The organism is Paraburkholderia sp. BR14312 (assembly GCF_040948675.1).
GTDB lineage: Bacteria > Pseudomonadota > Gammaproteobacteria > Burkholderiales > Burkholderiaceae > Paraburkholderia > Paraburkholderia nodosa_A.
Window position 1 is genome coordinate 36,049 of the sequence record NZ_JBFPKI010000026.1, and the last position, 11,746, is coordinate 47,794.

The window sequence follows — 11,746 nt, forward strand, 5'->3', positions numbered from 1 at the left end:
CCGTGTTGGCATGGGGCATGCACCAACACGGCACAGCCCTCGAATCGTTGATGCTACCGGGCCGCACGCGTTCGCAGAACCGATGTTTCGCGCTAAGCAAATCACGCCGGCAGGAATACGCGGGCGCCCTACGTGCCGGCCGTCATGTGCGGATTGGGCGACATATGCGCCCCGTTCGCGCGATACCAGCGCACGAACGCCTCCGACGGCATGGGCCTCGCGTAGAAAAAGCCCTGGATATACGTGACGCCGCGCGCACATAGATAGTCGCGCTGCACCTGCGTTTCCACCCCCTCGGCCACGAGCCGCGCGCCAAGGCTATGCGCGAGATCGATAATGGCGTCGAGCACGGCCGCCTTGCTGCCTTGCGCATCGATGGTGAGCACGAAGCCGCGATCGATCTTCAGGATATCGAATGGAAATTTCTCGAGATAGGAGAGCGAGCAATATCCCATGCCGAAGTCGTCGATGGCGACCCTCACGCCCTCGCGCCGCAAGGTCACCAGATTGCTGCGCGCCTGCTCGGTATTGCGCACCAGCGTACGCTCGGTGATCTCCAGCGTGATCGTCGCGCCGTGCGGCGCCACGGCCGTGCGCAGCGCCTGCACGTCGCTCACGAGCTGTACGCCCGACAGATGCTCGGGCGCGAAGTTGACACCGAGGTGAAAGCCCGGCGCGACCTCCCATGTGGCGACGTCGCGCTCGATGAGCTTCAGCAGATGCTGCGTGAGCGGCACGATCACGTGCTCTTCTTCGGCAACCTGAATGAACTCGTCCGGACGGATCGCGCCCGTGCCTGGCCGCACCCAGCGCAGCAAGGCCTCCACGCCCTCGCAGCGCCCCGTTTCGACGCCGTAGAGCGGCTGATATTCGACATGGAATTCGTTCGCGCGTATGGCTCGCAGCAGTATTTCGCGGCGCGACTGCCCGTTTTGCTGCAAGCGGCGCACGAGCCAGACGAGCCACGCCGAGAAGGCAGCCGCCCACGGCATGTAGCGCAGCAACAGGGCACGCCAGTTCTCCAGAATGCGCTCGGGCCGCCCATAGATCTTCAGATCGATTGTGGCGCCCGACATGCGCTTTTGCACATCGACCAGCAACGGTGCGCCACGCACGTTCACGAGCGCCATGGCTTCGCGCAGCACGGCGCCCTCGCCCACCCTCAACTCGGCCTGGCGAAACACCGTGAGCGGGGCCGCGCCATGCAGCAGGTCCAGCAGGTACTGCACGTCCACCACGGCCACGACCGCGCGCCCCGCTTCGCCCGCGACGCCCACCAGCAGCGAGGGGCGGTTGCGCACCATCGGCGTGTCGTCGACGATCAGGAGCCACTCGTCCTGCGAGGCCTGCGCGCTGCCATTGAGCCAGCCGCCATCGGGGACCGCCTGTTGCGAGTACGCGGACGAGCAGTCGATGCGGCCTTCGTAAAGGATATTGAGCGTGCGCACATAGGGCACGGCGGCGGCCTTGCGCGTGAGATCCGGCGAGAGCGTATCGCAAGCTTCGTTCGCTCGCGGCGCGAACGTGCGAGCCGCACTCTGCGCCGTCTCGACGATCGACACCACCTGCCCGACGATAAACGCAGAAGCGAGGCTCGCCTCGCGCTGCGCAATGCGTTGGGCCTCGTAACGCCCGAGCGCGACGCACAGCAGGATCGGAATCAGCGCCACGACCAGCAGCACGAGCAAACGCGAGACTCGCGAGCGGACCGCGCCGGGGTTGGGCGAGACTTCGGGCAAGGCGTCCTCCGCACCAGGGCCGTCATGGGAGCGGCTACGGTATGACGCCAACATACACCAACGCGCCAGCAGCGGGCGCGCGCGGTGCCCCGCGCACGCAAACGTCAGCTAACGTGAACGCCCATCATGCGCATTCGATGCGGTTGCGGCCGACCTTTTTTGCGCTAGCGCGCGAAGTCGCTGCGCTTGAGCGCAGCTTCGGCGCTCACGCGCTCCTGAATGCGCCGCGCGACGCTTTGGGCGCCTTCGAGATCGGCGGCGACCCCGCAAGCCTCAGGTGTCGCCGCGCCGGCGGAACACCCACCATCCCAGCAGCGCCGTGAAGGTCGCGACGAGCACCACCATGAGCCAGAAGCCGTGGCGGTTTTCCGCGAGCGGAATGCCGCCCACGTTCATGCCGAAAAAACCCGCGACGATGTTGATCGGCAGAGCGAGCACGGTGACGAGCGTGAGCGTGAAAAGCGTGCGGTTGTTCTGCTCTTCGAGACGCGCGGCAATTTCTTCCTGCAGGAGCTTGATGCGCTCGACGAGTCCGGCCATGTCGCCCAGCACGAGCGAGAACTCCTCGGTCGCCTCGCGCAGGTCCTGCATGTCCGGTGTCTGGAGCCAGCGCGGCGGGCGCGCGAGCAGACGGAAAATCGAGCCCGGCTCCGGCGCGAGCATGCGTTGCAGGCGCACCAGAATGCGCCGCATGGCGGCGAGTTCATGGCGGCTCGCAGAGCGGCGCGAGGCGAGAAACTGGTCCTCGGCGCGATCGACGTCGACACTCGTGCGGCGCACGATCTCCACCATGAGGTCCGCCTGGTCGCGCATCAGGTGGATCAGCAGCTCGGCCGGCGAACGGAACGTCTCGCCGTTGCGCACATAGCCGCGCAGACGGTCGATTGAGCGCAGCGGCTTCAGGCGCGCCGTGACGAGAATGCGCTCGTGCGTGTACGACCAGAGCGTCGCGATCTGCGAGGGCGTGAGTTCGAAATCGAACATCACGTCGTTGACCACGGCGAACAGCCCGTTGTCCACGTGTTCGATACGCGTGGAGTGCGAGCCTTCCACGAGCATCTCGAAGAAGGCGTCGGGCAGGTCGAGATGCGCGCGCATCCACGGTTGCGCCGCGGCGTGGGCGAGATTGAAGTGCAGCCAGTAAAACGTGTCGTCGCGCGCGGCCTGCGGCTCGCCGCTTTCGTGCGTGTGCCGCAACGCCTCAAGGACGTCGTCGCACGAGACGGGCTGCCCAGGCTGGCCCGGCGTGAAGCGAAAACCGCAAATGAGGCCCGACAGGTCGGCGCCATACGTTGCGACGGACGAAGCGAAATCCATGGTCGTCATGGCCGGTTGATCGGCGCACAGCATGCCACACGCGTGCTTTGACAGGCAAGCGCGCGAATCGATGCGCCGACACGCGCGGGTCATGTGCCCATGTTAAGCCACGCCGGCCAAGCCGAGCTGAGTGCGGCCGAGCGGCGTGAGATCCGCCACGCCCGCCCGATCCGCCAGATCGGCTTCGATATGCTCGGGGGGGAAGTCGGGCGGGCTGCGGCCTTCGAGAAAGCTCGGCAACTGGCGCTGCAAATAAGCAGCGTTCTTCGCGCAACCCGGCGTGGCCGGAATGTACATCACATTGCTGTAGCCGGTGCCGCGGTGCTCGTCTTCCACGGAGTGAATCACATCGCAGTGCCAGAACACGGTGTCACCGGGCTGCATCTGAGGAATCGAAATCAGTGCGTCGATCAGCGGCGCATGCCACTCGGCGCTGATCGGCAGCCCACGGCCCGGCTGGGCGCCGCACAAGTCGTCCTCGGCCACGTCGTCCTGCAGCGCGCGCAAGAGGACGTACGCCATGGCGTTGGCGATGGGCACGATCTGCAGCGTGCCGTCGCCGGGGCCCTGCGGCGTAAGCGCGGTCCAGCCCTGGAAGGTGCGGAACATCGAAGAGGCGATGCGCGAGGGAATCTCGCTCGCGTGCGTGCGGTACGCGCCGTCGAACGGGTCGTAGCGCCGCCAGTCGCCTGAGAACACATGGCGATAGACCTGGCGGAAATTCTCGTCGACCCAGCGCTCGACCGCACCGCCGTCACAATGCGCGGCGAGGCCGGGCGCAGCCGTTCCGGGCGGCCGGCGCCGCAGACGGTCGGCGTAGACTGGCACGACATCGGGATCGAAATGCACGCGCCCTTCGCTCTCGTGACGCCACAGGCGGTTGAGGAAGACGCGCGCGGCCGTCAGTTCGGCGGACTCGCGCGCCTGCACCTGCGGCCGCGACCAGTAGAGGCCATAGATCAACGGGCGGCTCGCCTGCGGCGGGAGGGCATTGCGCTGGGCCGCGCGTTCGGCGGCACGGGCATCGAGGTCGTTGCGCGCCACGTACTCGGCAATTTCGGCGTCCCAGCGCGTGGCCTGCTCCGGCTCGAACACGCGGCGGATCACACAGGCGCCGCGCGCCTTCACGAGCGCGATCGCCTCCGGGCTCACGCGCTGCGCCTGAATGTCGGCGAACGCGATCTCCGGAATCACACCCTCGCCCGCCTCGCGCAGCCGGGCGATGTGCCGCGCTTCTTCGCCTATGGCCTGCGCGACCTCCTCGAACACTTCGCGATAGTTCGGCAGTTGCGCGCGCAACATCCGCTTGGCCTGCCGGATCGCGGCCGGGAGATCGTCGATTTGAAGTGCCGCCATGCGTGTCTCCATCGGGGTTGAATGCCGTCGTTTGATCGCAAGCATACGCCTCAATGGCGCTCGTCTGGCGTTAGCCGATTGGCATCGCTCCCTTCAAGCGTTCAAATTTTTAACAGGTAAACTTGTAAGTCTACCTGTTTATCTTCATGATTCGATGACACATCCCAGCCGAATCCGTGTGAATCGCCATGTCTGCCAAAACTCCTGAACCCGCCGTCATCGACCTCATGCAGGCGATCGGCATGCTCGTGCGTCGCACGCGCAACGAGTCTTATGCGGGCGCTCTCTCGATGACCGAGTCCGTCGTCATGTCGCGGCTCGCCAACGACGGTCCCGCCACGATTGCCGCGCTCGCCCGCGCCGAAGGCATGCGGCCCCAGTCAATGGGCGCCACCGTCGCGGCGCTCGAGGAGATGGCCCTCGTCACGCGTACGCCTCATGCGACCGATGGCCGTCAGCTCCTCATCGATCTGACGCAAAAGGGCAGGCAACTGCGCAAGCAGACCCGCGACGCGAAACAACTGTGGCTTTCGCAAGCCATCGCGGACCTCGAGGAAGACGAGCGCGCCACGCTTTTCAAGGCGGGCGGCATCATGAGAAGGCTGGCCGAACGATGAGCAGCACGCGTGAGCCCAGCGGTGCCGGCAACCGGATTCCCGCGTCGGTCTGGAAGGTCGCCATCGTCGTCTCCATCGGCTCGTTCATGGCGCAGATGGATTCGACGCTCGTAAACGTCTCCCTCTCGGCCATCGGCGATGCGCTCCACTCGCCCGTTGCCACGACGCAGTGGATCATGAGCGGCTACCTGCTGGCCATGGCGCTCATGCTTCCGCTCAACGGCTGGCTGGTGGACCGCGTCGGCGCGAAGCGGCTCTATCTCTTCGCCTTCACGGCCTTCACGCTCGCTTCGGTACTGTGCGGCGCGGCGCAAAACATGGGGGAACTGATCGGTGCGCGCATTGCTCAGGGCCTCGTGGCCGGGCTGCTCGCGCCCATGGCGCAGATGATGATCGGGCGCGTCGCGGGCAAGAACATGGAGCGCGTGATGGGCTACGCCACGCTGCCCATCCTGCTCGGGCCGATCCTCGGCCCGGTGCTCGCCGGCGCCGTACTCGCGCGGGCCGCTTGGCCCTGGCTCTTTTTGATCAACGTACCGGTCGGCATACTCGGCGTCACACTGGCCGCACGTTTGCTCGCGCCCGACGCCGCTCGACCGCAAAGGCGCCGCTTCGATTTCGCGGGCTTTGCGTTGATCTCGCCCGGGCTCGCCGCGCTTGTCTATGGATTCCAGAGCGCCATGCACGCCGAAGGCGCGGGGTTTCTACTAGCCGGTGCTGCGCTGCTCGCGGGATTCGTGTGGCACTCGCTACGCCGGCCAACGACAGCGCTGATCGACGTGCGCTTCTTTGCGAACCGGACGTTCGCGGTTCCCGCCATCACGCAATTCTTCGCCAACGGCATCATGTACGGACGGCAGCTTGCCGTTCCGCTCTACCTCATAGCGGGCTGCGGCCTGAGCGCCGCGCATGCGGGCTGGCTGCTCGCGGCCACGGGCGCAGGCATGATGGCCTCATTCGCCTGCATGGGTTTTCTCACCGAGCGTCTGGGCTGCCGCGCGCTCGCGGCAGGCGGCGCGCTGCTGGCGCTCGTCGCCACGCTTGCGTTCTTGTGGATGAGCGGCCATGCGTTTTCCACGAGCCTCGCGTTGGCGAGTCTCTTTATCGCGGGCGCGGGTCAGGGAACCATTAGCATTCCTTCGATTTCCGCCGCGTATGCCCGCATACCGAAGGCGCGGCTTCCCGTGGCGAACACCGCGTTGAATATCGCGCAAAGAATTGGCGGCCCGGTCGCCACGACGCTCATCTCCATCGCGGTTTCTCTCGCCGTGCCGAGTTCTTCCGCCGCCGAACCGCGGCAATTCCTGCCGGCCTTCGCGGCGCTCTGCGGGCTGCATCTCCTGTGCTTCGCGGCGGCCATGCTGCTGCCGGCGCGAGTACGTCGCGCAAACGATGGCTGACGCCCCGCTTACGCCATTTCATCTGCCGCACTTCGGCGCTGCCGCCGGAAGAACTGCCACATCATCGCCATCGCGTCGGGGCCTCGGTCCGAATGAAACGCTTCGCGCGGATCGCCGCCGCTCCATGCATGCCCGAGGCCGCGAACCACGCATACACGCACGACGAGCCTGCCCGACTTGACGTAGTCGGTATACGCCACCGCGTCGCGGCTATAGGTCCGGATCTCGCCGACGCGTAATTCGCCCTGCGTGTCGAGCAGCCGGTTGACACGCGCGAACTGCATGCCGAGCTGCACGGCGTTGCGCTTTGCCACGACCGCGTCGATTTCGCCCTGCACGACGAAGGCCGGCACACCGGGATGGGCGGCGACATCGAGAGCGGCATCGACCAGATGCACCGGGTCTTCGCGGCTGCCGTGGCGCATGACGCTCATCGCGCTCATGGTGGAACTGGCCGCGTCGAAAACCGGGCCCGAATGCAGGCCCACTGCCGCGAACCGCCACGGATGGCGCATCGCGAGCACGGACGCAAGACCCGCTCCCGCCGAGATGCCCGCCAGGTAGATGCGCTCGTGATCGAATCCGTGCTCGCGCGCGATGGCATCGACGAGCGAGCCGACCGCTGGCGCTTCCGACTGCGCATGATCGCCGTGCCAGTGCCAGCATCGCTGTGCGTGCGCCGTTTTCGCCTGCTCGGGAAGCAGCACGCCGAAACCCGCGCGATCCGCCAGCCGGCAAACCCGCGTGCCCGCGGCGAACGACTCCGCCGTCTGCTTGCAGCCGTGCAGCATGACCACGAGCGGCAGGCCCGTGGCGCTGGCCGCACCGGCGGGCAAATAGAGCGCATACGCGAGATGGTTGACGAGATGCCCGGCCCTGGGCGGCGCGGAATGATAGGAGCGGATCCACCTGCCGGCCGTGCCCGTCGGCTGCGCACGCCCCACATGCGCCTTCCCGGCGCGCCTCGCCGGTTTGGCTGCCGGCCTCGCGACCTGCGCGGCCTTGGCGGGCGCCGTTTTGCGTGCGGCGGCCCTTTTCTTCGGTCGCGGTGCGCTCATGCGGGTGAGCAATTCGAGACCTTTGAGCCAGACGCTGGTCTTTTTCCTGGGCATGAGCAATGGCGGCAGGGCGTTTTGTTCACGTCACGCCAGGCGGCACACGGCGGACAGCGCAAATACAACGATCGCAGCGATCGCGCCGCTGCGAGTACGACCATCATAACGGCCCTGACCTCGCGCCGAATTTTGCGTGACCGCGCGCCCTCCGCGTCACACGTGTTGCGGCGCTATAATTTCGGCCACCACCGCACGAGACGACCGCCGAACCGTTCGGCATTACCTGCTTTGCGTCATCCCCGTGACTGCTTCCACGCCAAACGCCTCGCCGCGCCCCACGCTGTTCGGACTCTTTCTGATCTTCAGCCGCATCGGCATGACGAGCTTTGGCGGCGGCTTGAGCGGCTGGCTGTTGCGCGAATTCGTCCACGATCGCGACTGGATCAGCGAAGAGGACTTTCTCAACGGCCTCGCCCTCTCGCAGGCGCTGCCCGGCATCAACGTGAAAAACATGGCGATCTGGATCGGGCACCGGCTGCTCGGCTGGCGCGGCGCCGCCGTGGCCGTAACGGGCATCCTCGTGCCGCCCGCGTGTCTGATCGTCGTGATCGGCAGCGTGGTCGGCGCGCTCATCTTCCATCCGCTCACGCAGATTCTGATCGCAGGCGCCGCCGCGGCGGCCACGGGGTTGTCGCTGTCGATGGGCGTCGTCACCGCTCGGCGCGTGAGGCGGCAGGGGCTTGCGCTGCTGCTCATGGCGGCGACCTTTCTTGCGATCGGCATTCTGCGTTTGTCGCTGGTATGGGTGGTCGTGGCAGGCGGCACCGTGAGCGTGCTCTACGAATACGCAGCGATCCGCCGGGGTGCGCGATGAATGGACGCCTGCTCGGTCAGCTAGCCGCCATTTTCGCGCCACTTTCGCTCGTGACGATCGGCGGCGGCCAGGCGATCGTCGCCGAAATCCAGCGCCAGGTCGTGGACGTGCATCCGTGGATGACGCATTCGCAATTCGCCGCCGACTTCGCGATTTCACGCATGGCGCCGGGTCCCGGCTCGCTGCTCGTCACGTTGATCGGCTGGCAGGTCGCCGGCTTCTGGGGCGCGCTCGTGGCGACCGCCGCGCTCCTGCTGCCAACCGCGATCCTCATCTACGGCATCACGCATATCTGGGGTCGCTATCAGGGCGCGGCGTGGCAGTTGGCGCTCGAGCGCGGCCTGCGTCCCATCGCGGCCGGCATGATGCTCGCGGCGGGCTGGGTGCTGCTCAAGTCGCTCAACGGCGGCCTGCCCGCGAAGGCCATCGCCGTAATGTCCCTTTGCGTGTTGCTCAGAACGCGGGTGAGTCCGCTTGTCCTTCTATTTGCCGGCGCACTCGCGCTCTTTGGCGTCAGCCTGATCGGCGCGGAACTGCCGCATTGGCTCCAGGTACAGCTCACATAGAAAAATACCCCGCCGTTGCAACTCCACGGGAATAGCAATCCACCTTCAGCGGTATACCCATTGCAGTCTCCGTTGATTCGACCGTGCTCCAGCCGGTCGCCGAACCATGCTATTTCATCAGGAGTTCGAAATGATCATCCGCCGCCCGCTTTTCGCCTTGCTCGTCGTGACGACTTGCATCGGCGCTGTATCCACCGCGTCCGCACAAGGACTCACGCGTGCCCAGGTGCGCGAACAGTTGATCGAAGCGCAGGCCAACGGTTCGCAATTCGTGACCGATAGCTCGTATCCAGACGTGAGCCCCATCTCCGCGCAGCAAGTCGCGCGTGCGAAGGCACAGCATCAACAGCAGGAACCGGGCGGCATGGGCGCGCCCATGCAGGGCACGAGCGACGCCGGCGCACCGCACACGACGACGTGTGTCGGGCCGGTGAGCTTCTGCAACCTGTATTCGGGTAGCTGAAAGCGATCGCGATACGCACTCGCGCCGCCCCCCAGAGCCGAACGCCCCGCTCGCAACGAGCGGGGCATCTCGCGCACCTGTTCGGCGTCGCCCCTTCCCTTTCCTGAGCAGCCTGACCAGCCGCAAAGTCAGCAAAGCGTCATCTTCGATGCGCCGCGCATGCGTCGTTACGCCTGAGTGCCGATTTGCGTGCGCTACAGGACAAACCCTGCCCCCCAATTGCCTTGTGGCGTGACTACACTATGGTCGTCGGCACTCGTTTGCTATCCGCGATCGCGTGCCGCCCGCCAGCACGATGACCACTGGGAGGTGTGCTGTGCTCCGCCTGACCTTCGCCCGCACTTCGCGCCCTGCGGCGGCGCTCGCCCTCGCGCTTGCCAGCGCTTTCTGTTACGAGGCGAACGCCGCAACGCCGCCTCCGGCCGCCGCCAAACCGCCCGCCAACAAAGCCGCCGCCAACAAGGCCGCTAACGACAAGGCGGCAAGCGCTACGGCGGCTGGCGACAAAGCGGCTGGCGACAAAGCCGCCGCCCCGAAGGCTAGCGCCGAGGCCACCGCGCCGGCGGCCGTGGCCACACCCGACTTCTTCTCGCTCGCCGAGCGCTACGGCCCCGCCGTCGTGCACGTGATCGCGCGCAGCCCCGACGACCCGTCCGCGCCGCCCGAGCAGGAAGCCATCGACGACGCCGATCCTTTCTTCGCGTTCTTCAGTCGCGCGCCGAAGCCGGCGTCCGACGCCGAGGCCGGCGGACCGCGCGTGATGACGGGCGCGGGCTCCGGCTTCATCGTCAGCCCCGATGGCGTCGTGCTGACCACGGCGCATATCGTCGACAGCGCCGAGCAGGTGACCGTGCGGCTGACGGACAAGCGCGAGTTCAAGGCGGAGGTCGTTGCCGTCGACCCGCAAAGCGACGTTGCCGTGCTGCAGATCGACGGCCACGATCTGCCGTTCGTGAAGCTCGCCGATACGGCGAAGGTGCACGCCGGCGAACCGGTGCTGTCGATCGGGTCGCCGGACAGCTATCAGAACACCGTGACGACGGGCATCCTCAGCGCGACCTCGCGCACGCTGCCCGACGGCAAGGCGTTCCCGTTCCTGCAGACCGATGTGGCGGTCAACCCCGACAACTCCGGCGGCCCGATCTTCAATCGCGCGGGCGAGGTGATCGGCATCGGCGTGCAGATTTACGCGGATGGCGGCCGCTACCAGGGCCTGACCTTTGCGATTCCAATCGACGCCGCCAACCAGTTCCGCGCCCAGTTGCAGGCACGCAAGGCGGCGCCCGCCGCCAGCGCCAATGCGGCGACCGCGGCAAACGCGGGCAACGGCGGCACGATCCGCACCTTCGGCATGCAGGTCGAGGACGTGAGTCCCGGGCTTGCGGCGGCGCTCGGCTTGCCGCACGCGGGCGGCGCGCTCGTCGACGCCGTCGATCCCGGCTCGCCCATCGGCAAAGCGGGTATCCGGACCGGCGACGTGATCGTGCAGGTCGGCACCAAACCCGTCGACCGGGCCGCGACGCTCGCCGCCGCGCTGGCTGCCGTGCCGCCGGCCACGCCGGCGTCGCTGAAGGTGATCCGCAACCGTCAGCCCGCGGTGGCCGGCTTCTCGAACACGGCGTTCGAGGCGAAGGCGGCGGATGCGGATGCGGCGGCGACAGGAGCGGGCGCTGGGACTGCGGGTGCGACAGCAGCTCAAGCAACCGATGCCGCACAGGCGGTGGAGAAGACCGACGCGCCGGTCGCGCCCGCAGTAGCCGATCCGGTGAGCAAGGCCCCACCGTCTGACGTGAAAGCCGTCAAAACGGTGATGGCGGACCCGAACGCGCAGGCCGCCACCGCAACACCGGCTCCGCGCCATGCCGCCGACCGACTCGGTCTGATCGCGCATGCGCTGAGCGCCGAGGAAAAGCGCTCGACCGGGTTGCCGCTTGGTTTGATGGTGGAAGCCTCCACTGGGCCGGCTGCGAGCGCGGGTGTGCGGGCTGGAGATGTCGTGCTGTCGCTCGATGACACGCTGGTCGAATCGCAGGAGCAAGCTGTCGCGCTCGAGGCGAAGGCGACGAAGAGCATGTCGCTGCTGATTCAGCGGAATAATGCGAGGAGCTTTGTGGCTGTGAAGGTCAGGTAATTGGCGCTGCGCTCGGTTCCTCGCCGCTTGTGCGATTACCTGTTTTCGCGTCGGTGTGCATGCGTTGCCCCTGTGCGGGGCGGCACCTACTTTTCTTTGCAGCCGTGTATGGACCGGAAACATGGGTAACAGGTGTGCGGGGACATGGGTAACACTTCGGGCGAGTGATTGGCCTGGAGCCGTTCATGCCCTGGAACCCGAGAAACACCATGAACCTGCGTCTGGAAT

Annotated in this window: 10 protein-coding genes; 6 read left to right on the forward strand and 4 right to left on the reverse strand. The window is 66.7% G+C overall.

Features of this window, described 5'->3' with window-relative positions:
- Positions 1–128: 128 nt before the first annotated feature.
- From AB3X98_RS40295 to AB3X98_RS40305, 3 genes are all read right to left on the reverse strand, one after another.
- Entirely contained in the window at positions 129–1,739 is a 1,611-nt protein-coding gene (locus AB3X98_RS40295; RefSeq protein WP_368606610.1) for an EAL domain-containing protein, read from the reverse strand.
- Between the two features lie 273 nt (positions 1,740–2,012).
- Positions 2,013–3,056, reverse strand: coding sequence for a transporter (locus AB3X98_RS40300; RefSeq protein WP_069269082.1), 1,044 nt, complete (start codon positions 3,054–3,056; stop codon positions 2,013–2,015).
- A gap of 102 nt (positions 3,057–3,158) precedes the next feature.
- A complete protein-coding gene (locus AB3X98_RS40305) occupies positions 3,159–4,412 on the reverse strand; it encodes a DUF1479 domain-containing protein (RefSeq protein WP_368606611.1) in 1,254 nt (417 codons plus the stop codon).
- A 188-nt stretch (positions 4,413–4,600) separates the two neighbouring features.
- Here AB3X98_RS40305 and AB3X98_RS40310 point away from each other — a divergent pair, with 188 nt between their 5' ends.
- Both AB3X98_RS40310 and AB3X98_RS40315 read left to right on the forward strand, forming a co-directional pair.
- Complete coding sequence (locus tag AB3X98_RS40310; RefSeq protein WP_368606612.1) at positions 4,601–5,029, forward strand: MarR family winged helix-turn-helix transcriptional regulator; 429 nt, start codon at positions 4,601–4,603, stop codon at positions 5,027–5,029.
- A complete protein-coding gene (locus AB3X98_RS40315) occupies positions 5,026–6,429 on the forward strand; it encodes a DHA2 family efflux MFS transporter permease subunit (protein WP_368606613.1) in 1,404 nt (467 codons plus the stop codon). The genes AB3X98_RS40310 and AB3X98_RS40315 overlap by 4 nt, the downstream gene beginning before the upstream one ends.
- Before the next feature lie 8 nt (positions 6,430–6,437).
- Here AB3X98_RS40315 and AB3X98_RS40320 read toward each other — a convergent pair whose 3' ends face one another.
- Positions 6,438–7,541, reverse strand: coding sequence for a PHB depolymerase family esterase (locus tag AB3X98_RS40320; RefSeq protein ID WP_368606614.1), 1,104 nt, complete (start codon positions 7,539–7,541; stop codon positions 6,438–6,440).
- Between the two features lie 244 nt (positions 7,542–7,785).
- On the opposite strand from AB3X98_RS40320, the gene AB3X98_RS40325 reads away from it, so the two are divergent.
- The 4 genes from AB3X98_RS40325 to AB3X98_RS40340 all read left to right on the forward strand — a co-directional run bounded on the left by AB3X98_RS40325 (position 7,786) and on the right by AB3X98_RS40340 (position 11,518).
- The gene (locus tag AB3X98_RS40325) at positions 7,786–8,358 is read left to right on the forward strand and encodes a chromate transporter (protein ID WP_368606615.1); all 573 of its coding nucleotides are present in this window, start codon (positions 7,786–7,788) and stop codon (positions 8,356–8,358) included.
- Complete coding sequence (locus AB3X98_RS40330) at positions 8,355–8,924, forward strand: chromate transporter (RefSeq protein ID WP_368606616.1); 570 nt, start codon at positions 8,355–8,357, stop codon at positions 8,922–8,924. The genes AB3X98_RS40325 and AB3X98_RS40330 overlap by 4 nt, the downstream gene beginning before the upstream one ends.
- Positions 8,925–9,054: 130 nt before the next feature.
- Positions 9,055–9,387: a DUF4148 domain-containing protein gene (locus AB3X98_RS40335; protein ID WP_069269046.1), complete on the forward strand. Its 333-nt coding sequence runs from the start codon at positions 9,055–9,057 to the stop codon at positions 9,385–9,387.
- A gap of 316 nt (positions 9,388–9,703) precedes the next feature.
- Positions 9,704–11,518 carry a trypsin-like peptidase domain-containing protein gene (locus AB3X98_RS40340; protein WP_368606617.1) on the forward strand — a complete coding sequence of 605 codons (1,815 nt, stop codon included), beginning with the start codon at positions 9,704–9,706 and terminating at the stop codon, positions 11,516–11,518.
- Positions 11,519–11,746: the final 228 nt, after the last annotated feature.

Bases quoted from the DNA above. Each gene is read 5' to 3' on its own strand.
- AB3X98_RS40310 (WP_368606612.1), top strand. From the start codon at position 4,601: ATGTCTGCCAAAACTCCTGAACCCGCCGTCATCGACCTCATGCAGGCG.
- AB3X98_RS40320 (WP_368606614.1), bottom strand. From the start codon at position 7,541: ATGCCCAGGAAAAAGACCAGCGTCTGGCTCAAAGGTCTCGAATTGCTC.
- AB3X98_RS40305 (WP_368606611.1), bottom strand. From the start codon at position 4,412: ATGGCGGCACTTCAAATCGACGATCTCCCGGCCGCGATCCGGCAGGCC.
- AB3X98_RS40335 (WP_069269046.1), top strand. From the start codon at position 9,055: ATGATCATCCGCCGCCCGCTTTTCGCCTTGCTCGTCGTGACGACTTGC.
- AB3X98_RS40330 (WP_368606616.1), top strand. From the start codon at position 8,355: ATGAATGGACGCCTGCTCGGTCAGCTAGCCGCCATTTTCGCGCCACTT.
- AB3X98_RS40315 (WP_368606613.1), top strand. From the start codon at position 5,026: ATGAGCAGCACGCGTGAGCCCAGCGGTGCCGGCAACCGGATTCCCGCG.
- AB3X98_RS40300 (WP_069269082.1), bottom strand. From the start codon at position 3,056: ATGGATTTCGCTTCGTCCGTCGCAACGTATGGCGCCGACCTGTCGGGC.